The organism is Geomicrobium sp. JCM 19038 (genome assembly GCF_000698125.1).
Lineage (GTDB): Bacteria > Bacillota > Bacilli > Bacillales > Marinococcaceae > Geomicrobium_A.
On record NZ_BAXA01000006.1, the window covers coordinates 1 to 20,613 of the forward strand.

28 protein-coding genes and 1 pseudogene are annotated in these 20,613 nt (G+C 40.0%); 10 read left to right on the forward strand and 19 right to left on the reverse strand.

All coding sequences use genetic code 11. The annotated features are described in order from the left end of the window. Positions 1-79: 79 nt before the first annotated feature. The 7 genes and pseudogenes from JCM19038_RS08960 to JCM19038_RS08990 all read right to left on the reverse strand — a co-directional run bounded on the left by JCM19038_RS08960 (position 80) and on the right by JCM19038_RS08990 (position 7,023). Positions 80-1,360: an aspartate aminotransferase family protein gene (locus tag JCM19038_RS08960; RefSeq protein WP_042416984.1), complete on the reverse strand. Its 1,281-nt coding sequence runs from the start codon at positions 1,358-1,360 to the stop codon at positions 80-82. Between the two features lie 66 nt (positions 1,361-1,426). Beyond that, positions 1,427-2,791 carry a YjiH family protein gene (locus JCM19038_RS08965; RefSeq protein WP_042416987.1) on the reverse strand — a complete coding sequence of 455 codons (1,365 nt, stop codon included), beginning with the start codon at positions 2,789-2,791 and terminating at the stop codon, positions 1,427-1,429. A 150-nt stretch (positions 2,792-2,941) separates the two neighbouring features. Next, positions 2,942-4,179, reverse strand: a pseudogene (locus tag JCM19038_RS08970) (dicarboxylate/amino acid:cation symporter). A 363-nt stretch (positions 4,180-4,542) separates the two neighbouring features. Continuing rightward, complete coding sequence (locus tag JCM19038_RS08975) at positions 4,543-4,986, reverse strand: NUDIX domain-containing protein (RefSeq protein WP_042416990.1); 444 nt, start codon at positions 4,984-4,986, stop codon at positions 4,543-4,545. Between the two features lie 210 nt (positions 4,987-5,196). Then, positions 5,197-5,838 carry a DsbA family protein gene (locus tag JCM19038_RS08980; RefSeq protein WP_042416994.1) on the reverse strand — a complete coding sequence of 214 codons (642 nt, stop codon included), beginning with the start codon at positions 5,836-5,838 and terminating at the stop codon, positions 5,197-5,199. Positions 5,839-6,026: 188 nt separating this feature from the next. Continuing rightward, on the reverse strand, positions 6,027-6,296 hold the full coding sequence (locus JCM19038_RS08985) for a hypothetical protein (RefSeq protein WP_042358600.1): 270 nt from the start codon (positions 6,294-6,296) through the stop codon (positions 6,027-6,029). 274 nt (positions 6,297-6,570) lie between these two features. Beyond that, positions 6,571-7,023 carry a DinB family protein gene (locus JCM19038_RS08990; protein WP_042416996.1) on the reverse strand — a complete coding sequence of 151 codons (453 nt, stop codon included), beginning with the start codon at positions 7,021-7,023 and terminating at the stop codon, positions 6,571-6,573. 110 nt (positions 7,024-7,133) lie between these two features. Here JCM19038_RS08990 and JCM19038_RS08995 point away from each other — a divergent pair, with 110 nt between their 5' ends. Continuing rightward, positions 7,134-7,835 (forward strand): 1-acyl-sn-glycerol-3-phosphate acyltransferase, encoded by a 702-nt coding sequence (locus JCM19038_RS08995; protein WP_052361325.1) that lies wholly within the window; start codon positions 7,134-7,136, stop codon positions 7,833-7,835. Here JCM19038_RS08995 and JCM19038_RS09000 read toward each other — a convergent pair. The 5 genes from JCM19038_RS09000 to JCM19038_RS09015 form a co-directional block, all read right to left on the reverse strand. Further along, positions 7,832-8,563 carry a tryptophan-rich sensory protein gene (locus tag JCM19038_RS09000; protein ID WP_052361328.1) on the reverse strand — a complete coding sequence of 244 codons (732 nt, stop codon included), beginning with the start codon at positions 8,561-8,563 and terminating at the stop codon, positions 7,832-7,834. The genes JCM19038_RS08995 and JCM19038_RS09000 overlap by 4 nt on opposite strands. A 127-nt stretch (positions 8,564-8,690) precedes the next feature. Then, a complete protein-coding gene (locus JCM19038_RS22760; RefSeq protein ID WP_193745091.1) occupies positions 8,691-8,858 on the reverse strand; it encodes a hypothetical protein in 168 nt (55 codons plus the stop codon). Positions 8,859-9,022: 164 nt separating this feature from the next. After that, the gene (locus tag JCM19038_RS09005; protein ID WP_152549384.1) at positions 9,023-9,481 is read right to left on the reverse strand and encodes a hypothetical protein; all 459 of its coding nucleotides are present in this window, start codon (positions 9,479-9,481) and stop codon (positions 9,023-9,025) included. A gap of 303 nt (positions 9,482-9,784) precedes the next feature. Then, positions 9,785-10,141 carry a VOC family protein gene (locus tag JCM19038_RS09010; protein WP_042417001.1) on the reverse strand — a complete coding sequence of 119 codons (357 nt, stop codon included), beginning with the start codon at positions 10,139-10,141 and terminating at the stop codon, positions 9,785-9,787. A 117-nt stretch (positions 10,142-10,258) separates the two neighbouring features. Beyond that, positions 10,259-10,453 (reverse strand): hypothetical protein, encoded by a 195-nt coding sequence (locus JCM19038_RS09015; RefSeq protein WP_042417005.1) that lies wholly within the window; start codon positions 10,451-10,453, stop codon positions 10,259-10,261. A 96-nt stretch (positions 10,454-10,549) separates the two neighbouring features. Here JCM19038_RS09015 and JCM19038_RS22265 point away from each other — a divergent pair, with 96 nt between their 5' ends. From JCM19038_RS22265 to JCM19038_RS09025, 4 genes are all read left to right on the forward strand, one after another. After that, positions 10,550-10,693 (forward strand): lmo0937 family membrane protein, encoded by a 144-nt coding sequence (locus JCM19038_RS22265; RefSeq protein WP_152549385.1) that lies wholly within the window; start codon positions 10,550-10,552, stop codon positions 10,691-10,693. Positions 10,694-10,986: 293 nt separating this feature from the next. Beyond that, positions 10,987-11,319, forward strand: a complete 333-nt coding sequence (locus tag JCM19038_RS09020) for a hypothetical protein (protein WP_042417008.1) — start codon at positions 10,987-10,989, stop codon at positions 11,317-11,319. After that, positions 11,309-11,485: a hypothetical protein gene (locus tag JCM19038_RS22765; protein WP_193745092.1), complete on the forward strand. Its 177-nt coding sequence runs from the start codon at positions 11,309-11,311 to the stop codon at positions 11,483-11,485. The genes JCM19038_RS09020 and JCM19038_RS22765 overlap by 11 nt, the downstream gene beginning before the upstream one ends. 52 nt (positions 11,486-11,537) lie before the next feature. After that, positions 11,538-11,801: a DUF1450 domain-containing protein gene (locus JCM19038_RS09025; RefSeq protein WP_307190001.1), complete on the forward strand. Its 264-nt coding sequence runs from the start codon at positions 11,538-11,540 to the stop codon at positions 11,799-11,801. 11 nt (positions 11,802-11,812) lie between these two features. Here JCM19038_RS09025 and JCM19038_RS09030 read toward each other — a convergent pair whose 3' ends face one another. Beyond that, complete coding sequence (locus tag JCM19038_RS09030; protein ID WP_042417011.1) at positions 11,813-12,430, reverse strand: HAD family hydrolase; 618 nt, start codon at positions 12,428-12,430, stop codon at positions 11,813-11,815. 106 nt (positions 12,431-12,536) lie between these two features. Here JCM19038_RS09030 and JCM19038_RS09035 point away from each other — a divergent pair, with 106 nt between their 5' ends. Continuing rightward, on the forward strand, positions 12,537-13,409 hold the full coding sequence (locus JCM19038_RS09035; RefSeq protein WP_373902784.1) for a DNA-3-methyladenine glycosylase: 873 nt from the start codon (positions 12,537-12,539) through the stop codon (positions 13,407-13,409). A 29-nt stretch (positions 13,410-13,438) separates the two neighbouring features. Here JCM19038_RS09035 and JCM19038_RS09040 read toward each other — a convergent pair whose 3' ends face one another. Then, complete coding sequence (locus tag JCM19038_RS09040) at positions 13,439-13,942, reverse strand: DinB family protein (protein WP_042417017.1); 504 nt, start codon at positions 13,940-13,942, stop codon at positions 13,439-13,441. A gap of 140 nt (positions 13,943-14,082) precedes the next feature. On the opposite strand from JCM19038_RS09040, the gene JCM19038_RS09045 reads away from it, so the two are divergent. Continuing rightward, on the forward strand, positions 14,083-14,586 hold the full coding sequence (locus JCM19038_RS09045; RefSeq protein WP_042417019.1) for a cupin domain-containing protein: 504 nt from the start codon (positions 14,083-14,085) through the stop codon (positions 14,584-14,586). Here JCM19038_RS09045 and JCM19038_RS25450 read toward each other — a convergent pair. The 5 genes from JCM19038_RS25450 to ssuE all read right to left on the reverse strand — a co-directional run bounded on the left by JCM19038_RS25450 (position 14,570) and on the right by ssuE (position 18,593). Continuing rightward, positions 14,570-14,716: a hypothetical protein gene (locus JCM19038_RS25450; protein ID WP_373902714.1), complete on the reverse strand. Its 147-nt coding sequence runs from the start codon at positions 14,714-14,716 to the stop codon at positions 14,570-14,572. The two genes, JCM19038_RS09045 and JCM19038_RS25450, sit on opposite strands and share 17 nt — an antisense overlap. After that, positions 14,713-15,621, reverse strand: a complete 909-nt coding sequence (locus tag JCM19038_RS09050; RefSeq protein ID WP_238554354.1) for a nitronate monooxygenase family protein — start codon at positions 15,619-15,621, stop codon at positions 14,713-14,715. The genes JCM19038_RS25450 and JCM19038_RS09050 overlap by 4 nt, the downstream gene beginning before the upstream one ends. 71 nt (positions 15,622-15,692) lie before the next feature. Then, complete coding sequence (locus JCM19038_RS09055; RefSeq protein ID WP_042417022.1) at positions 15,693-16,499, reverse strand: hypothetical protein; 807 nt, start codon at positions 16,497-16,499, stop codon at positions 15,693-15,695. A gap of 23 nt (positions 16,500-16,522) precedes the next feature. Beyond that, positions 16,523-17,869 (reverse strand): NADP-specific glutamate dehydrogenase, encoded by a 1,347-nt coding sequence (gene gdhA / locus JCM19038_RS09060; protein ID WP_042417025.1) that lies wholly within the window; start codon positions 17,867-17,869, stop codon positions 16,523-16,525. 181 nt (positions 17,870-18,050) lie between these two features. Continuing rightward, a complete protein-coding gene (ssuE, locus tag JCM19038_RS09065) occupies positions 18,051-18,593 on the reverse strand; it encodes an NADPH-dependent FMN reductase (protein ID WP_042417027.1) in 543 nt (180 codons plus the stop codon). A 350-nt stretch (positions 18,594-18,943) separates the two neighbouring features. Between ssuE and JCM19038_RS09070 the strand changes: the two genes are divergently transcribed. Genes JCM19038_RS09070 through JCM19038_RS09080 form a run of 3 tightly spaced genes read left to right on the forward strand, consistent with a single transcriptional unit; the run spans position 18,944 to position 20,566 of the window. Then, entirely contained in the window at positions 18,944-19,276 is a 333-nt protein-coding gene (locus tag JCM19038_RS09070; RefSeq protein ID WP_042417030.1) for a PadR family transcriptional regulator, read from the forward strand. Continuing rightward, a complete protein-coding gene (locus JCM19038_RS09075) occupies positions 19,263-19,811 on the forward strand; it encodes an HAAS domain-containing protein (protein WP_042417033.1) in 549 nt (182 codons plus the stop codon). Before JCM19038_RS09070 ends, JCM19038_RS09075 begins: the two co-directional genes overlap by 14 nt. Further along, positions 19,808-20,566: a DUF4097 family beta strand repeat-containing protein gene (locus JCM19038_RS09080; protein WP_042417036.1), complete on the forward strand. Its 759-nt coding sequence runs from the start codon at positions 19,808-19,810 to the stop codon at positions 20,564-20,566. Before JCM19038_RS09075 ends, JCM19038_RS09080 begins: the two co-directional genes overlap by 4 nt. Positions 20,567-20,613: the final 47 nt, after the last annotated feature.

Consider the following 20,613-nt stretch of genomic DNA (forward strand, 5'->3'; position numbering starts at 1 on the left):
CTCCCGCGCTTGGCTCTTGCTACACCACGCCTGGCTCTTGCTACACCTCGCACGCTGCTAACTACATCAGAGCACTAGTTCAACTAAGGCGTCCTAGTGCGATATCCAACATCCGCAGTCCATCGTCAATTTGCTCTTTAGTGACGGTGAGCGGTGGAATCATGCGGATCACTTCGCCTTTGTTGCCACAAAAGTAAAAAAGAACGCCTTCTTCAAGGGCAAGATCGAGTATGCGCATAGAACGTACTCCGTCAGGTTTTCCTGTTTCTGGATCTATGATTTCAATGCCGATCATGAGACCGAGTGAGCGAATGCTACCGATCATAGGATGCTTCTCTTTGAGCTTTTCTAATTGTTCGTGTGCGTATGCACCGACGTTCTTTGCATTTGTTATCAATTCTTCTTCTTTTAGTACTTCTAGCGTTGCGAGTCCGACGCGACAGCCGATCGGATTGCCACCGTATGTTGTGGCGTGACTTCCGAGTGGCCATTGTTGCATTAATTGATGATTAGCAACGGTTGCACTGATCGGTTGTCCTGAAGCCATGGCTTTAGCAATCGCCATAATGTCTGGCACAACGTCAAATACGTCTGATGCGAACCATTCTCCCGTACGTCCAAAGCCGGTTTGTACTTCATCAAAAATCAAGAGAAATCCTTTTTCATCGCAAATTTCTCGGATGCGTTGTACCCATCCTTTTGGAGGGATTACATAGCCGCCTTCACCGAGCACTGGTTCCATAATGACCGCTGCAACTTCTTCTGCTTCCACTTGATGCGCGAAGAGCTTATCAAACTGGTCATCAAGTTTTTGAATCGCCTCCTGCTCATCATCGCTCGGATCGTAATATGGAATTTGGTACGTTCCACTAACTGGTTGATGTTTACGGTATTTCGCTTTTGATGTACTTACCGCTAGCGACCCGAGTGTACGGCCGTGAAATCCTCCGACAAAAGAAATTACGTACGGCTTTTTCGTAACATGACGAGCCAGCTTTAACGCGCCTTCGATTGCTTCTGTCCCGCTATTGCCAAAGAAAAAGCAGTCTAAATCCCCAGGCATGACGTTTGCCAATTCATCAGCATACTTCAAAATTGATTCATATTGGATCACACCAATCGGTCCGTGAGTTAACTCGTCCGCAGCATCTTTGATTGCTTGAACAACTTTCGGGTGACGATGACCGACATTTGTTACGGCAATGCCTGACGTGAAATCAAGGTATTCCTTGCCATCAAGACCGTAATAATAGACGCCTTCTTCTTTGACGACCGGTAAATTCGGGTGATCTTTTGCCATACTCGGCGCTAAACGCTCTGGTAATTTCTCAATAAGGTGATTCCAATTATTATGTGACACGAAAACGTCTCCTTCTATAGAAAAGAGGCCCGCTCGGGAGCCTCAACATCGTTTGCTTTATTATACTTAAAAAATAATGAAATGAGCAATGAAAACAACGATCGGTAGTGTAATCGCTGTACGGATTAAGAAAAGTGCGAGCAGTTGCCAGAAGTTCACAGGAATCTTTGAGCGGATTAGCATAACGCCAATTTCAGATAAATAGATGAGCTGCGTGAGAGAAACAGCACCAACTACGAAACGAGTCAGTTCGCTCTCTATACCACTTGCGAGGATCGCTGGCAAGAACATGTCTGCAAAGCCTACAAGTAGTGCAGGAGCTGCTAAGTGCGCTTCAGGAATTTGCATCCATTCCAGGATTGGAATTAACGGATACGAAATGATTTGGAAAAAGCTTGTGAACTCAGCAATGATTAGTGCCAGTGTACCAATCGCCATAACAATCGGAAGCATCCCTAGCCAAATATCCGTAGCATTGAACAATCCTTTTTTAACGATTTGTACAGGCTTGTCTGATTGAGCCGCTTTTTGAACTGCTCGTTCAAACGCAAATGATAACGTTGATTGATTGTTTGGTACTTCTTCTTTTATTTGTTTCCCAACTGGACCGTAATACTCATTTTGCATTTTAGAAAGTGGTGGAATTCTTGGGCAGATGATTGCTGCAACAAACACCCCTACGAGTACCGTTCCATAGAAAGGTAAGAACATGCCTTCGAGTTCTAACATTGAAGCAATAATTAATGCAAAGCCGATGCTCGTAATTGTAAAGTTTGTTACAATGACCGCTGATTCTTTCTTTGTATAATAGCCATTTTCATATTGATCAATTGTAATTAAAATACTTACCATGTTGTTACCCATCCATGATGCCATCGCATCAACTGCAGATCTACCTGGAAGTTGGAAGAACGGACGCATCACTTTACGTGCCATCGTTCCAAGCCATTCCATCAGACCGTAGTTAACGAGAAGAGGAAGTAGCATCCCCATCACAAACGTCCAAACAGCGAGAGTCGGTAAAAGTCCTGTTAAAACCTCTCCTCCGGTCGTTTCATGCAAAACGACTGTTGGTCCAATTTGAAAGTAAACGAGAACAGCAAACACGGCACCAACAACACGAATGGATAGCCAGATTGGATGAACGACAACAAGTGGATGAAGATTTGATTTCATGAGCCATTCTGGCTTTGTCATCGTTGCTAATAGCGAACCAAAACCAGAGAAAAATAACACGGCTACGAGTAGCTCAACAATCATGGGCTCAAGAAAGCTTTGAACACTATTCGCCAAGACGGCAATAAGTACAAGCCATTGTCCATCGATAGGAAGTGGAATAAGAAATAAAAATGCGCCGATAATCGTCGGTATTAAAAACTTTAATTTATGATTAGTCATTTTTGTATTTGTAGATTGAATTGCTGTCTTCATGACATTCCCTCATTTCTATATTTATTAATATACATTAATAATAATAAGTATGCAATTGAAATAATGACTATATAAAAATAAGAGAATTGCGAATGTGTTACTTATTCCATATGAGTATACAAAAAAAGACGAGTGCCTAAGCACTCATCCTTATGATAATTCGTCTGCATTTTTGTAATCACGCTTCTTTTCCATTCGAGCAACAATAACGGATGCAGCAGCGTCACCTGTAATATTAACAGCGGTACGTGACATGTCTAGAATACGGTCTACGGCTAGAATTAATGCAATACCGTCGAGCGGAATTCCTACTGATTGTAATACCATTGCAAGCATAATGATACCGGCACCTGGAACACTGGCCGTACCTAAGCTTGCGAGTGTTGCTGTAAGAATAATTGTTAGTAACTCTGTTACTCCTAGGTCAACAGCATAAACTTGCGCTAAGAAAATCGTAGCCACAGCTTGCATAATCGCCGTACCGTCCATATTGATCGTTGCACCTAACGGTAGTGTAAAGGAGCTAATCGATTTAGGTACGCCTAAATTCTCTTCTGCTGAGCGCATGGTAACTGGTAGTGTTGCAGAACTACTTGACGTACTAAAAGCAACTGCCATCGCTGGCATAAAGCCTTTAAAGAATGCAATAGGATTCATTCGCCCCCATACGGAGACGAGTCCACCATAAATGAGCATCATTTGAATTCCTAATGCAAGAATAATTGCAAGCATATACATAAACATTGATTGTAATGCGCCCCAGCCAAGTTCTCCAATGGCCGATGCGATTAATGCAAAAGCACCGAATGGCGCGAGCTTCATGACAAGTTTAACGAGCCAAATCATGACTTCATTTGCTTGTTCTACGAGACTTAATAAACCTTTTGTCTTCTCACCTAGCATTGCAATACCGAAACCGATCAGTAAAGCAAAGACGATAATTTGTAGCATCTCACCTGTTGCTAATGATTCAACAGGGTTGTTCGGGATAATATTTACGAGCGTCTCCATGATCGGTGGTGCTTCATTCGGCTCGTAACCCTCCATGTCTTGGGTCATTAAGCCTCTGTACCTGGTTGTAAAAGGTACGCAACAGCAATACCAATTGTAAGCGCTATCGGTGTCGTTAATAAATAAAAACCCATGGTGAAACCACCGATACGTCCAAGTCGTTTTACATCGCTCATGCTCGCAGCTCCAAGCACTAACGAGAAGAATACGAGCGGGACAACGAGCATGGAGATTGCTCTTAAGAAAATGTCTCCTACTGGGCTAAGTAGGTAGTAATCAATCTGATTAAACGTTTCTGTAGGTAGAAATGCATTTAAAGAAAGACCGACAATTAGGCCGGCAATTAATGCAATTATAATCTTTTTTGTTAAACTCATTAAAATTCCTCCCCTAAACCACATGGCAAACAATATAATCTAATAGTTCACAATCGTTAAATAATATCGTTAATTTCCTTTTGAGATGTGATTGGAAAGTTTCGTCGACTTCTTTCTCAAACAGTAGATACATCATATTATGTATGTTTGCTATTTGTCTATATTTTTTTTTAGATGAATGTTTATTCATCTGCTTTTCCACTAAAAAATTCAGTGCTATCAAGCCTTTGCTTTCATTTTGGATATGAACGGAAATGTGTATTTTTCGTGCATTTCTATGTTCCTTTGCTTAATATGCTCAAATAGTAACAGGCTCATACAGCTATTTTTTGATTCAAAAAAGACGAACTCGTGGCTCGTCTTTTAAAGCAATTTGTACAGTTCAACTAAACCAGGTTGCAATTTGTCCGCGAGTTTTATTACGTGATTGATATTCATCGTCTTCCATTCATAGTGATAGAGCCATCCATGATCAATGTCATTGCTTTCTACACTATGTGTAAACGCATGTTTACTATCACCCGTAAAGATCAAATGGTAATTGTGTCTTGTCATGATTTCTTGCGTTGTGCGTGATTGATAGGTATTGTGACCCAAATAATGAACCATCATTAATTGATTTTTAGAAATTCCAGATTCTTCAGCAATCTCTCTATACAATGCTTGTTCTAACGTTTCTCCAGGATCAACGGTGCCACCAGGTACTTCTACACCTGCCCAATTCGTATCCTCAGAAGTTAGCGTTAGTAACTGTGTTTCGCCAGCGTATTCTCGAGTAATATACGCCGTCACTTTTTGTTGTGACATGATGTATCAAACCCCTTTTACACTACGTATTAGTATAGCATGGGAAACAACGAATGAAATCATGCAACTGCCTATCTTAACGCCTAAAAATTTAAATTCTCTTTATTCATTATTATGTATATCTATAAATTCGTTGAATGGCGTTAGCGTTGTTTCTACATATAAAAGGCAATGACGTCTTACAACGATCATTGCTTAGCACTTTATTTATTACAATTCTGCCTCAATCGTCTTAACGATTTCTTCGTAATCAAAAGGGTCTTCTATTACATGACCATTGATAACAATCGTTGGCGTTAATTGAATGTCATGTTCTTGAACAAGATCAATATCTTCCTCAACCTGCTCGCTATACGTTTGATCTAACAGATCATTCGTCAGAATCTCAAGGTCGATCTCTTGGTCGACGTCTTCAGCAGCAACACGCAGTAACTCATCAACGGTCACCCACTGGGCGTCATGCCCTGCTGCTTCAGGTTGTGCATGGTAAAGTGCCTCATGGTATTCCCAAAACGCCTCAGGATGATTGTGCCAAACCGACTCACTAGCAAGAGCTGCAAGCATTGATTCTGCACCGTGGAAAGGAGCATTAATTAACGCGAAATTCGCTTGTCCATTCTCTATGTAATCGTCTTTTAGTTGTTGAAAAACCGTCTCATCCCAAACTTTACAAGCTGGGCACTTATAATCACCAAACTCAATAATCGTCACTTCAGCCTCTTCTTCACCGAGGGTAGGTTGTGTTGCTACTTCAATTTGTTCCATTGTATCTTGACTGCCAGGGTAGAAAAAGTAGAAGCCTGCAATAACAAGTACTGCTACCGCAATCGTCACAGAAACTAGATATTTCATAAAATAATTCCCCTTTCTTCTATTCTATCCTACATGCTTTTTTCTATTAAGTCGGAACTAAATCGTGACAAGTTTTTAACGGATAAGCTGCGTAAATTTTTTCATTATTAATCATAACGTTGTCTAAGCTTCCCACATTCAGACAAAAATAAAACGCTGCAATCGCTCGCAGCGTATGTTCATTCATATTAGTTTGCGTTTTGTAACCCACCAGGTTGGCATGTGACGATTAAAACATCGGCATCAGTATCTGTAAATTCATTGAGTGTGACTGGAATGTCGGTCGTTGCTGGATGATGGTCCATTGCAAAACGCATAAGGGCGTAATCTCTAGAACATTCTCTCCAGTCATCTGGCCCATTCTCCCAAACTCTTTTTTTATAGATACTCATTGCCTTCTGCTTCGTCGGTGCCTTTACTAACGCATAAAATGGCGCAAAGAACTCGTAGTACTTCATCCCCTAATCCTCCAACATTGCAGTCTCGTGCTGTGAATCTATACAGCTTATGCACGTAAGATAAGAAAATCCATTTCATTTACCTACAGCACGGAAAATTAGGCTCCAAAAATGATGAATGTGACAATTTGCCAACAATGTTATTTATGGTAGCCGGAGACTAGAGTACTCCTATTCTGAAGGACTGTCAACACCTTTAATGCAAAAAATATTCGTCAATTTTTGCATGTGTAATTGTAAGGCTTTTCATATGAAAATTAGCAGAAAACATTGCTCATTGATCATTTAATTTTGTATGAATTTGTTCAAGGTGATGTTGATCGTGTTTAGCAAACATTTTCGCAAAGCTTTCCGCAGAAAATTCACGTTTCCCCTCGCCAATTGTAAATCGAACCTCAGGGTCTACCGTCGATAATTGATGCACAAGTTTTCGACGGTCTGTTGTGAATGCCGAAATAATCTCTTTTACACCTAGTTCTTCTCGTACTTGCAACTGTTCTTTGTTAAACTGCTCTACTTCTGGAAATGCTTCCAAGACAGCACCTTCTTTCATATCTGGTAACCAGTTGTGTAAGCATTGTTCGTCCCAAGCGTTCAAATGAGCAACGATTTCTCGAATTGACCATTTTCCTTCCTCAATTGGATCCACGAGATCTTGTTCAGGAAATTCTTGTAGTCGTTCAATTTCTACAATGGTTTGTGTAAATGATTCGAATGGTTTTTTCAAAATCGTTCACTCCTTATAAATTGTTGATTTCCTGTCATTCAAAGTAGTTGATAACGAATAACTGACGCGGTATAGTACTCTCGTACTGATTTTAAGAGGTGAGACATATCATGAGGACTTTTTTAGCCTATACACATGCTGCACTCTACTTGCTACGTATTCTTCCGTCGATGATAATACTTAAACGCAAGCAAGACGAGCACGCGTATAATAAAACGAATCAATTTGCCAAAATTTTATCTGATCGTACGTTGCGCATTGCAAAAACTGAAGTTGTCGTAAACGGAAAAGAAAATATTCCTGATGACAATCGTTACGTGCTCGTTTCTAATCATCAAGGAAACTTCGACATTCCAATTCTTTTATCTCACATCAATCCAAATCTTGCTTTTATCGCAAAAACCTCACTACAAAAGGTTCCATTCTTCGGTACTTGGATGACGTTAAAACGATGCATCTTTATTGATCAATCCGACCCAAGGCAATCTGTGCGCCAACTCTCTAAAGGCGGCGAGCAAGTGAATCACGGTACGCCACTTTGTATTTTCCCAGAAGGCCATCGAAGTAAAGACCATTCAGTGCAATCGTTTAGCAACGCTGGCGCTAGAATGGCTAAAAAAGCAGGTGTGCAGATCTTACCTGTGAGCATTAGTGGCTCTTATCGCGTCATGGAAGAAAATGACGGTAAGATTAAACCAGCACATGTCGTGGTCACCGTTCATCCTTTAGTAAACCCTGAAGAACATGCAAGCGCGTCAACACTCAACACGCACATTCACACGATGATTACGAGTAGCGTCAACACTCCTTAACGAGAGCGTTGACGTGCTTTTTGTCGTACGACAAGTAAAAACATTGCTAGAATAACAATCACACTTACGACCGTTATAACTTGTATGAAAGTAGATGGTGTTTCAGCAAAGATTGCTACATATGACCATACGATCACGAGTGGATAAATCACATCTTTGAAATAGAGCGTAATACCAACTGCTAATGCAGCTCCAATCAACAACATAATAACTGACCAAGCCATTTCATTTAAACCGAGAAACGTTGGTACATCATTTTGAACGAATGTAACAAATACATTCGCGATGCTTGCCACAGTGATCCAGCCTAAGTACATAGAGAAAGGCAAGCGATCAAAGAACTTAGCGTCTCGTGAATTCGTAATTCTTAAATACATCACAACAAGTGTAATTAACAACAAGAAAATAATAATCGTCGATACGACGAGCCATTGTTGAGTAAAAGCAATAATCCATGCACCATTTAATAAAAAGTTAATTGATGGTAGAATGCCTACTCTTTCATAGACCCCTCTCGTAGAACGCCCACTTACAAACGTTCGTAAAATCCAGATGAATAATAGTACATAAATAACTCCCCAAATTGAAAACGCAAAACCAGCTGGTTGAATCAGTGGCTGATCTTGATTAGCTACATCTCCAACATTCGTTGCAGAGCTATAATTTAAGATGATCATAATAATAAATGTAATGATATGCACAATCGCAAGTCTAAACGCTACTTTCAACTAGATTCCTCCTTTATATCTAGAACCTTTTCCTTTCTATTCCACTAACAGTTCTCGACATAAACGTCGGAATCACAAAAACTCATAAAAAAAGAGTGAGCACCGCTCACTTCATGTCACTTCTATGTTAGATTGATCTAATTTCCCACTTTGTTGCATTTGGTAATAAATGACGATTTAATGCAAACGCTAAATGACTTGCAGTAATCGAATCGACAAAGATTTTCTCCAAGTGGCTGCTAGAGTCCTTTAGGGTTTCTGTAACCCCATTTCGAACTCTTACGATTGTGAACATTAGGGCACCTCCTAAATTCTTACAGCCTTTAACTGTGGGTTAATTATGTCATAGTTTTTAGAATATTAATAGTATGTATCATAAATTAAAAACTTCTCTCTCTTGAACCGACATATAAGCATAAAAAAATCGGCACTTCGACATCGAAATACCGCATCGCTTTTCTATTCTCCTAACCTTACTGCCATCGTTTCTGGGTTTATTAGCACTTTCCAATGATCTTGCTCTGTAAAAGAAAGCTCTTGATTATCAATTAAATAGGTTCCTTGCCACTCTCCTCTAACGTGAATGACTGTCCATTCCTCATCATACGTCATATACGTGTCATGTTCGAGCCAACGAACATTTGATTCTCCTTCACTCGTCGATTTAAGGTCAACAATTTCAACACGATCGTCATCCTCAGTATCAATGAATAATTGAACACTTCTATTATAGTAGTTACCCGGATCGTCAAGATTATCTAGAATTAAGGTTACTTCTGTTATCGTCTCGTCGAGCTCCTTTTTTTGAAACGTATAGGTAGACTCATTTTCTCCTATAATTGAAGACAAGTAGTTGATTCGAATTTCAACGTCTTCCCACGAATAACTCGCTACTTCTTCTAGTTCTACTTCCTTCATTGTAAATTCCACCGGAAGGCGCTCTTGAAAATCTCTAAAAGCTCTTGCCTCTGAGCTACACGCTACGAGTAAAACATAGACAACTAGAAAAATTACATACTTCCACCTCAGTACGAACGCCTCCCCCCATCTTTGTGTGCTGTACTATACCCAAAACAGCCTTTTCCCCAAACCTAAATTGAGGAAAAATTACAAAATAAGGAATTTCACCAGTGAAATACTACATTCACCTATCACGCTCAAAAAAAGAAACAAGGCGAATGTTAGCATTCATCCTTGTCTCTTTTTCAGACTATATACGACTCACGTGTTCCAAGAAATGACTTCCCAATGGTACCCATCAAGATCTTGAAACATCCCCGCGTACGTACCTTGTTCCTCCAATGGCACTTCAACGATTTCAGCTCCAGCTTCCCTGGCTCTTCTAATAAGTTGGTCGACTTCCAACGTTGATGTGGCCTCTTGAGTGAACATTAGAGAAGGCTCTTCTATTACGCCTTCCATTAAAACGACGGATATGCCTTGTTCAAAGAAAAAGGCAATATGATCACTTTCAATTAAAATTTGCTCGAAAGGTAACTCGAACACGTCCTTATAAAAGCGATACGCACGGTCTAAATTATGAACCGTTATCGTTATACTCGTAATTTTTGGCTGCACCTTCGTCCCTCCAATGAATTTCTTGCAGGTATTACGTTAACTATAGCACGTTCATAAGTATAGATGTACGTTCGATTACTTTCATCTTTTAATGGCTTTGCTTATGAGAATAACGCATTAGACTTTTGATCGATTTCTTCGACCACGCACTAAAATTGGCAAGATGCCAGCACCAAATATAACGCCAGCAACAGAGAGAAAACATAAACTTGCCCAATCCATTTGACCCTTTGAAAAGCTAATAATAAGGGAAATTATTCCAAGAACAACTGCAGACATGATCCCGTGATACAAACGCTTCTTTATTCCCACAAGCCCACCTCCAACAGATAATGTATGCATTCCCTCGGACGAACAATCATAAACTTGAGTGAGACAGTGATTCCAAACGAATAAGGAGGAACATACATGCTTTGGACATTGCTATTAATTATTGTAGTTTTATGGGCGTTAGGACTAATCGGCGGAGTTGGAGGAGGACTTATTCACCTTTTACTCGTTGTTGCCCTCGTCGTTCTCATCGTTCAACTTGTAAGTGGTCGACGAATGTAGCAGGGGATCTTCCCCTAGCTACATTTTTCATTGTCGATTTCCCGGGAAATAATTGTTGATTCGTCTCTTTTTGTCTATATGTAGTTTATTCAAGAGGCACTATTGATGTATGATCGTTACTTACATACGAGTTGCTTTTAATTTATGATAATTCAAACTTTTTTATATTGGCGTAGACAAGCCTTGAATCATGTGTTGCATTGAAAGATGACAATACGATGAATAGCCTCGAATCTCAAAGTAAGATTTAGTATACTAGTCTTGTTGACTACAAGTATAGAAAGGCAGTCGCTATGAAAACGATGCTCGACTTTTTAAGAAATAGTATTCGCCTCCCTCAAAAAGAGGCCGTCTTTACGTTAAACCGTGAAGGTTTTGGCTTACCGATTGTTTTCCTCTGTTTTATCTTATTGCTAGTTAGCCTACCCTTAGGTGTCCAAATGGCATTATCCGGCGAAAATATGGCTGCAGAGGTCGCTTTGCCGATCTTTCTCGTTTTCTTTTTCTTTGTTTATTATCCGTTTTTCGTCTTATCTGTACTCATCCCGCTTGTCGCGATTACATTGCTTGCACTGCTTGTTGCGAAATTTGCACACCGCAAAATGAACTTTTTTTATGTTATATAAAATTGCTGCGTTTGCGGCTATTCTACCTGTAATTGGACTTGGAATTACAATATTGATTGGTTCTGCTTTACTTGAAACGATCTGGATTGGGATTAGTATTGTTTATCTCACAGTGATATTAATTCGTGTTGTGTTCATCTATCCGAAGCGCAAGTCTGCTCGTTGACTTTCATCCCCGTTACACGCTAAGGTAGCGATGCAAGAAGGATGATTGTTCAGTGGGGATTATCATCGTTGAATTATGCCAAAGCAACGCCATTACAAAGCTTGAGATCGAATCAATTCTTGAAGAGAAGTATCCCGAAGTTGACGTGATTGAGTCAGAATGTCTGTCTACTTGTGGACTTTGTGCACTTCGACCGTTTGCACTCGTGAATGGCAATCGAATTTTTGGTGATAGCCTGAAGAGTGTTTGGAGAAATTGCAATTTCGAATTGAAGTTGAGCTCGAACTTTATTCTATGTAACACCCTTCAAAAGTGAAGGGTGTTTTTCTATAAAATTTGAAGAAGTTCCTTCGGTTGGTGAATCATCTTGTCATAAGTTTTTACGTCACCAAATCCATAACTCGCATAGATAAACGGAATGCCTGCTTTTTTGGCTGCTTCTTGATCACCCAACGTATCACCAACATAGACAGAAGCGTTTAATTGGTTACGACTTATTACCAGCTGTATGTTCTCAGCTTTAGATAGGCCTGTTCTTCCAGGGTTCTCATAGTCACGAAAGTATTTCCCTAAGTTGTGATAATGGTAAAATGCCTCAATATACCCATCTTGACAATTACTGACGATGTACAATTGGTAACGAGACGCCAATTGTTCGAGCGTAGACTCCACATGTTCATATAGCCTTCCACCCTGTTGACGCAACGCCTCATTTTCCGCGTTACTCACTTGCTTGAGTAACGTCTCTCGCTCTTCGCTTGTTAAGTTTGGGAATAATCGTTCCCCAATCTCCTCCATTTGTAAGCCCATTACACCTTGAAGGTCTTCTTTAGTAATCGTCTGCTTAATTCGTGAATCATACGAGAGCTTCGATTGCCACGTATTGACTACAACATCGCTAGAATCCCAAAGTGTTCCATCTAAATCAAATATAATACTATCCATGACTCCTCCTCACTCACGTCTTTGACGATTCGCGTAACCTATTTTTCAATAACACAGTCGTTCTCTCTCTCTGTTTGTTACACTAGAAGGTAATTTAAGAGATATGATTACGTTACATACTGGAGGTGTTCTTATCTATTCATTTTCATTTGAACAGAATCTCGCCTATTTAATGCGCTCTCCTCTTGAACCGATGTATGCAATTGAAGACAACAAGATCACTCGAGCAATTGAAGTTGACGATCACACCCACATCTTCCAACTCTCTAATCATGAAGACAAATTACGGATTGATACATTTGAAGGAAACTCTCAAGTCGTACACGATTTTGTTACTGAATGGCTTGATCTTCACTATCCACTATTTTCGTTCTATGAAATGGCGACAGAAGATCCTTTGCTTTCCAATGTTATTAAGGATTATAGAGGGTTACGTCTCATCGGAATTCCTGATTTGTTTGAGGCACTTACTTGGGGAATTATCGGTCAACAAGTGAACTTAACCTTCGCCTACACATTAAAGAAACGACTTGTTGAGACCTATGGTCAAACCGTACTTTTCAACAATCATTCACTCTCTCTTTTTCCAAAACCAACTACAATCGCTGAACTTTCTGTTAATGACTTACTACCTTTACAACTAAGCCGTAGAAAAAGTGAATACCTAATTCATGTTGCAAAATGTATTGCGGAAGGTTCACTTTCCAAAACACTGCTTTCCTCTGAACTAGAATCTGCTGAAAAACAACTTATGAGCATTCGTGGCATTGGTCCTTGGACTGCAAATTATGTGCTAATGCGTTGCTTACGATATGCACGTGCCTTTCCAATTGACGATGTAGGCTTTCAAAATGCGATGAAACATGTTCTGCATTCGCAGGATAAACCATCAAAGGAAACGATCATGGGTTATACGAAGCATTGGCGTGGATTTGAAGCGTACGCTGTGTTTTATTTATGGAGAACGTTACAAGGTTAAAATGAACAAAGAGCCGAATTACGGCTCTTTTACACATTAATCGATAGATCAGCTTTCAACTCTTGAATTTGTTCAATATGCCGTGTTTCGTGGTAAGGTAATAATTCGATCCATTGTTTAATTGACAGCCGTCCGAATTTAGGATGCCTTACTGATTTATGTGTATAATCTTCTTCTGGCGAGATACGCTCTATCACTCGTAAAAAATGGCGTCTTGAATGCTCAAACCCTTCTAAAATCTGACTAACTTGAAACGGACCATCATTTGGCAGAATGTTTTTTGGAGCATCCGTTTTTACAGAACGATCAAGTGTGCGCTCAATCGGCTTTTCGCGCACCACTGATTCTTGATCGTTTTTTTGTCCTTGCTCAATTGCATCAGCAAACGCTCCTTCGGACAAGATTAAATGATGACAAATTTGACCGATACTCCAAACATCATGACGTTGTTTCGCATTAAGTTGTTGCTCTGTAAGACCAGTAATTTCACGGACAACCTTTGCACGTACGTCTTGCAAATGGTTACAATCCATTACGATTCACCCCCCGTTACGACTTCGTTTGGTTTATCTTATTCAAACCTTGCATATTTTTATGTGAATGTTAAGAAAAAATCATTTGAAAGCATTGTTATTCGGTCTATGATAATCAACACATACAAAGGAGGCATCCTATGATCCATCCTAACTATTGGATTGACCAGCTCGGACTAAAGCCCCATCAAGAAGGTGGATACTTCACTGAAAGTTTCAAAGCCAATGAGCAGATCAAAAGTCAAACCGGAGACCGCAGACCATTGTATACGAGCATTTATTTTTTATTAACCACAAAAAGCCCTTCTCATTTTCACCGACTTAAAAGCGATGAAGTTTGGTATTACCATTACGGTGCGTCACTTACAGTACACATGCTACATCCGGACGGTTCCTATGAGCAAGTCATCGTCGGTCCGCAAATTGAACATGGTCAACAGCTGAGCACCGTTGTACGCGCGGGAACAATTTTTGGCTCCACCGTTTCATCGGACTATTCGCTTGTCAGCTGTGCTGTTGCTCCAGGCTTTGATTATTCAGACTTTGAATTATTCACACAAGATGAGTTAATCGGCGAATACCCTGACCATGAAGCGATCATTCGTTTACTAACGTATGAAACACTTCCTATTGACGAGGAATAGCTTTCGTTAGTCGCTGCATCAATTGCTCTACTGATAATTGTTCAGCTAATCGCAAACCTTGACCTGCCCATAAAGACATCGTATTCCAATCTCCCTCTTCTGAAGATGCCTTTCGCAAATCTTGCGTCACTGCATTTTGAATTGGATAAGGGGGATTTCTTCTAAACGTGTACAAGTATGAGCTTCGATAAAGGCGTTTCGAATTCCTCTCGCAGCTTTGCCAGAAAAAGCATACGTTACATCTGTATCCTCTTCATTATGTTGCAACAATTGCTCTTTATGGAGCGGATGCGCAGCACTTTCAATCGTCGTTAAAAACGCTGTTCCCAACTGCACACAAGTTGCTCCTAATGCAAAAGATGCAGCAACCCCACGTTCATCCATAATTCCACCTGCTGCAATGACTGGAATCGTGACGTGGTCAACAATTTGCGGGACAAGGGCCATCGTTCCAATTAACGGCAAATACTCACTTTGTATGAAACTACCACGATGACCACCTGCTTCACTGCCTTGTGCAACAACTGCATCAATGCCAACTTGCTCAATATGTATGGCCTCCTCTACCGTAGTGGCCGTCCCACACGTTACAATACCTGCAGCCTTCAACGCAGCCACTTGATTGTCAGTTGGTACCCCAAACGTAAAGCTAAACACTGGTACTTGTTCTTCAAGTACAACTTCGAATTGTTGCTCAAACGATTCTTGGACTTTCTCGACCGTTTTAGTCGTTAAACCGAAACGATTTCGAAACGAATGTGTGAGCTCCATACCTCTCTTACTATGTACTGCAATTTCTTCAGCCGTAAACGATTGCTCAGGGATAAAAAGATTTACCGCAAAAGGCTGATTGGTTAACGTTTTCACTTTTTGAATTGCCTTTCGTAAGTTATCGGGTGACATGTATCCACCCCCAATTGTTCCTAACCCTCCATAATTAGACACAGCTGCAACAAGTTGTGGAGACGTTGCCCCACCAGCCATACCTGCTTGAATAATCGGATATTTCACATTAAATACGTTTGCTTCTCCCATAAACTCACCCTTTAACTGCTGTCTTTTCTCTATTATACTACGCAAAAGAAGCTACCACTAGGTAACTTCTTTTAATTACGAGTACGCGTCATCGATTGTTGGTATAAACCGATCTTCTCTAAAAAACTTAATTCATCGTCGTTAACGACCGTTAGTTCATGCTTACGACCACGTTCTCCATCGTCTCCCTTGCTTGTCATACTGAAGAATGTGCGATTAACTTCCATCATCGTTGTTTTGTTACTCATAATTTTAGACTCTGTTGATAGTCGTGGACTGATCAGCTGATACTTCTTATTATCGACATGATAATCAAAAACCATTTCTTTTTGAATTTGCTTCATCGACAACGGTGCCACCTCAAATAACCCTCGCTCTTCTCCATTTAAATAGACATTCCACTTCGGTCGCCAAAGATTTTTGTGCAACGGATGCGCTTGAAAAAGAACGACATCATCATTACTATGACTCGTCACTTCAATATTTCGAAAATCCATAAAACCTGAGAGTGAGAACCACTTTTCATAAGTATTCCGAAACGTATACTTATAAGTTGCAACTCGATTTCCAGCAGCATCGTATACTTGCACCGGATGACCATGCATCATGTCAATCGGTTCTTGATATTGAAAATCCCCAGTTAGTTCAATGGACGTAGATAGCGTGTCTAGTTCATGATGTCGCGACCTTGCTCGATTACGCCTTACTGCTTGAACCGTAAAACGTAGGAACACGATCGCTAGAATAATTATAAATCCAAACAATATGAACCAGTAACTATCCATCATCTGATTCCCAGTTATTATTACCCGGATTGGCTCAATCAGGATTATCATGAAAAAAGCGAGCATGATGCCAAAACCTCTTGAGCTATTCATTTTTCAAACTCTCCTTGTTTAATTTACAATACTCCTTGTGCAATCATTGCATCTGCGACTCGTTTGAAACCTGCGATGTTCGCACCATCAATCAGATTGTCCTCACATTTGTATTGCCTTCCTGCCGATAAGCTTTGATTATAAATGTTTTGCATAATTTCCTTTAATTGGCGATCGACTTCTTCAAATGTCCATGAGACTCTCGCGCTATTCTGAGCCATCTCTAAGGCAGAAACAGCGACTCCACCAGCGTTTGCTGCTTTACTCGGCGCAAAACGAACGTGGTTTTCTCGGAACTGTTCCACAGCTTTAAGTGTACATGGCATATTAGCACCTTCAGCGACAATTCTAACACCGTTATGAATGAGCGTACTTGCATCATATTCATCAAGCTCATTTTGAGTGGCGCAAGGAAGTGCAATGTCACAAGCTACTTGCCATATTTTCTCCCCACCGTAAAACGATGAATGATCATGTTCTTCTGCATACGCAGAAATTCGTTTGCCTTCAACTTCTTTTAAGCGCTTAACCGTCTCAAGATCAATACCCTTTTCATCGTAGATGTAGCCTGAAGAATCGCTGCACGCAACCACTCGAGCGCCAAGCTCAATCGCTTTTTCCATCGCATAAATGGATACTTTACCTGACCCTGAAACAATAATCTGTTTCCCAGTTAAACTCTCATTTAATTCTTTTAACATGTTCTCGACAAAATAAATGACGCCGTAACCCGTTGATTCAGCTCTCGTTAAGCTCCCGCCAATATCTACATCTTTCCCAGTGAACACTCCCGCTTCAGATGAACCTCTTAATTTTCGATATTGCCCAACCATGTAGTTGATTTCACGGCCACCTACACCAATATCTCCAGCGGGTACATCGACGTTCGGTCCGATATGTTTAGATAGCTCAGTCATAAAGCTTTGTGTAAAGCGCATGATTTCAGCGTTTGACTTATTTTTCGGGTCAAAATCTGCGCCACCTTTCCCGCCACCGATTGGTTGTCCCGTTAATGCATTTTTGAAAATCTGTTCAAATGCAAGAAATTTTACGATGCTCGAATTGACAGTTGGATGAAAGCGTAGCCCGCCTTTATACGGACCAATGGATGCATTAAACTGAACCCGATACCCTCGGTTTACTTGCACACTACCTTGATCATCGACCCATGGAACGCGAAATGATATGAAACGATCTGGCTCTACAAGCCTTTCTAAAATGCCAAATTGTTGATACTTTGGATGCTCAGCTAAGTATGGCGCTAGTGAATCAAAGATTTCCTTTACCGCTTGGTAAAACTCTTCTTCATGTGGATCACGTTCTTTAACCGTTTCTAATACATCTTCGATATACTTTTTAGCATCTTCCATACATTCACCCCTTCAAAATAATGGCTATTCTTATCAATTCCCGACTTACTTCACAGATTAAACACTTAATCTACTGCTTTTAACCTCTACTTTAATGTTTTTCAATTTCAAAAAGAATCCATTTCGAATTACTACAAAAAAATAAATAGACACTCCATAGAGAAGTGTCTTTCTTAGCGAACTAATTCACTTTCTGGTAGCTTTGAAACCCTTGCAAAATTTGATCAACGGCTTGATCGACTCTCGCTGCCGTATCAACGTCTTGAATAAATAGGTGATCATCTTCAATGTGAATATCACTACTTAGCACATAGACAGGCTTTAATAAGTGTGTGCTGCCAAGCGTATGCAAAACAGGTAATAATGAAAAGTCTAAGGAAAGATAATGGGCAATACTCCCACCCGTAGCGAGAGGTAAAACCGTTTTCCCTCGTAATGCCCCTTCTGGCAACAGATCCAGAAATGCTTTTAAACCTCCGGTAATTGACGCTTTATAGATTGGACTTCCGATAATGATAACTTCTGCTCTTTCCACTAAAGCTGATGCTTCTTTAATACTTGGTGAACCGAATTTTGCATGCAATAAATCCTCCGCAGGTAAGTCTCGGACGTTGATAAAATCTACGGAACAATCTGCTTGTAACCTATTAGCAACTTCATGTAACACATGACTCGTTTTTGATGGTTCACTTGGACTCCCTGAAATAACGACAACATGATTCATACAACATCCACTCCCACTCGTATCAAGTTGGTAGACCGCACTTGCATCCAAATGAACGTTCAATTCGCTTCATTACAGACCTTTTGCGATTTTTCTATCTTTCCAATATGTCGCATACGCTCATACTTTCTAACATACATGAGCCGTCAAGTTATTACCTTGTATGCTAATCTTATAATACCTATTTGTCAAGTATGAATTATATGAATAATTGAACGAATGCATGCATTAAATTCTCTAAAATTCGTTAATCTGTGTTGACTTCAGGATATTTTACCTATACTCTATATTCAATACATCAACTACTGTTCAATGAACAGTACCGATTAAAGCGATGGTGGTGATCGTGTATGAACGCACAATGGAAAAAAGGAATTCTAGAATTGTGTGTGTTACTTCTAATTTCAAATAAAGATCGGTATGGCTATGAACTCGTTGAAGAGATTTCAAAAAAATTCACCATTTCAGAAGGTGGGTTATACCCGCTGTTAAGACGGATGACGAAAGATGAGTTATTTTCAACTTACCTTGCGGAATCAAAAGAAGGGCCTCCTCGCAAATATTATGCCATAACCGAAAAAGGTGAAGAAATGAAAGAAAAATTGCTGTATGACTGGAATGATTTGAAGCACGGTGTAAATCAATTTATCCAAGAGGAGGTCGATCAAATTGAGAAAAACTGACTATATGGCGTCTTTAGAATCAAAGCTTTCTAACCTTCCAAAGGAGGAACGTTTAGAGTTTATTGCTGATTATGAGGAGCACTTCACCATCGGCTTAGCTAACGGTCGAACGGAGGATGAAATTGCTGAATCACTTGGCAAGCCTGATAAAGTAGCGAAAGAAATTGTTGCGCAGTATAACCTTGAAGTTGCTCATAACCATCCTTCAATGAAAACCATTTTACGAGCATCGTTCGCTGCTATCTCACTAAGTATGTTTAATTTAATCTTTGTTTTAGGACCGTTTGTGGCAATCATGGTCATTCCGATTTCACTCGCCATCGTATCAATCGCACTGATTTTATCTCCATTACTTTTATTGATTCAAGAAGGTTTTTCTTCGGCATTTTGGATTCAAAGCTTTTTGCTCATCGGTTATGTTGGTCTTGGAATGATTCTCACTGTTGGGAGTTTGAAATTGCTTCAACTTTGTTACGCTCTTATCATTCGTTATTTAAACTTTAACTTAAACATTGTAAGAGGTGGTCAAGCATGAATTTACGCACTGTTCTGTTTTCCGGGATCGGTCTACTTACAATCGGAATTATTGGAAATATAGCACTTTTTCTTTTCGGAACGAGCCCGTTTCATTCTACTTGGGAAGAACACTATGAAACTTATGATTCTGCTCTCGTTGATCATGTGAAAATTGATGCAGACGTTGCATCAATCTCCATTCATTCACACGAACAAGACGACATTCTTGTTGGATATGAAGGAAGTATAATGAACATCCAACAGACAGAGTATGACCTCTCTACACAATTGAAGGACAACACACTTCATATTACGCATAAACATAAGCCTAGCGTCCAACTCTTTGGATTTTTCAATGCGGATTACGACATTGATGTTTTTCTTCCCGATATTCTGTTCGAATCGATAACAATTACAAGTAGTGTTGCAGACATCCAGCTAGATAACGTTCAAGCTGAATACTGGTCCATTGCAACTGAGGTTGGGAATGTTCATGCTTCAATGATTGCAAATACGATTGATGCGAAGTCAGAAGTTGGGAATTTTGAATTTCATTTGCCCGACTTGAACGAAGATTTGTCTATACAGACTGAAGTAGGCAACGTAAACGTAACCTTTAATGAACTGTCTGGTGCAATACAACCATCAATTTCAACTACAATTGGTCTGACCCACATCAATGATTTAGAAGATGTGGCAAGTGAGAGTCATGCACCTCAATTGAATCTGCGCTCTGAGGTGGGAAATATCTCTGTTTCTGTTAGTAACAACTAACGTACACTAAGTAGCATAAGCTGAGCTTCCTTCTGCAAACAAAATCG

Excerpts from the sequence above, each read along its gene's own strand:
- JCM19038_RS08965 (WP_042416987.1), bottom strand. The coding sequence starts at position 2,791 with ATGAAGACAGCAATTCAATCTACAAATACAAAAATGACTAATCATAAA.
- JCM19038_RS08975 (WP_042416990.1), bottom strand. The coding sequence starts at position 4,986 with ATGTCACAACAAAAAGTGACGGCGTATATTACTCGAGAATACGCTGGC.
- JCM19038_RS08980 (WP_042416994.1), bottom strand. The coding sequence starts at position 5,838 with ATGAAATATCTAGTTTCTGTGACGATTGCGGTAGCAGTACTTGTTATT.
- JCM19038_RS08985 (WP_042358600.1), bottom strand. The coding sequence starts at position 6,296 with ATGAAGTACTACGAGTTCTTTGCGCCATTTTATGCGTTAGTAAAGGCA.
- JCM19038_RS08995 (WP_052361325.1), top strand. The coding sequence starts at position 7,134 with ATGAGGACTTTTTTAGCCTATACACATGCTGCACTCTACTTGCTACGT.
- JCM19038_RS22760 (WP_193745091.1), bottom strand. The coding sequence starts at position 8,858 with ATGTTCACAATCGTAAGAGTTCGAAATGGGGTTACAGAAACCCTAAAG.
- JCM19038_RS09005 (WP_152549384.1), bottom strand. The coding sequence starts at position 9,481 with ATGAAGGAAGTAGAACTAGAAGAAGTAGCGAGTTATTCGTGGGAAGAC.
- JCM19038_RS22265 (WP_152549385.1), top strand. The coding sequence starts at position 10,550 with ATGCTTTGGACATTGCTATTAATTATTGTAGTTTTATGGGCGTTAGGA.
- JCM19038_RS09020 (WP_042417008.1), top strand. The coding sequence starts at position 10,987 with ATGAAAACGATGCTCGACTTTTTAAGAAATAGTATTCGCCTCCCTCAA.
- JCM19038_RS22765 (WP_193745092.1), top strand. The coding sequence starts at position 11,309 with ATGTTATATAAAATTGCTGCGTTTGCGGCTATTCTACCTGTAATTGGA.
- JCM19038_RS09030 (WP_042417011.1), bottom strand. The coding sequence starts at position 12,430 with ATGGATAGTATTATATTTGATTTAGATGGAACACTTTGGGATTCTAGC.
- JCM19038_RS09040 (WP_042417017.1), bottom strand. The coding sequence starts at position 13,942 with ATGGATTGTAACCATTTGCAAGACGTACGTGCAAAGGTTGTCCGTGAA.
- JCM19038_RS09045 (WP_042417019.1), top strand. The coding sequence starts at position 14,083 with ATGATCCATCCTAACTATTGGATTGACCAGCTCGGACTAAAGCCCCAT.
- JCM19038_RS09050 (WP_238554354.1), bottom strand. The coding sequence starts at position 15,621 with ATGGGAGAAGCAAACGTATTTAATGTGAAATATCCGATTATTCAAGCA.
- JCM19038_RS09055 (WP_042417022.1), bottom strand. The coding sequence starts at position 16,499 with ATGAATAGCTCAAGAGGTTTTGGCATCATGCTCGCTTTTTTCATGATA.
- gdhA (WP_042417025.1), bottom strand. The coding sequence starts at position 17,869 with ATGGAAGATGCTAAAAAGTATATCGAAGATGTATTAGAAACGGTTAAA.
- ssuE (WP_042417027.1), bottom strand. The coding sequence starts at position 18,593 with ATGAATCATGTTGTCGTTATTTCAGGGAGTCCAAGTGAACCATCAAAA.
- JCM19038_RS09070 (WP_042417030.1), top strand. The coding sequence starts at position 18,944 with ATGAACGCACAATGGAAAAAAGGAATTCTAGAATTGTGTGTGTTACTT.
- JCM19038_RS09080 (WP_042417036.1), top strand. The coding sequence starts at position 19,808 with ATGAATTTACGCACTGTTCTGTTTTCCGGGATCGGTCTACTTACAATC.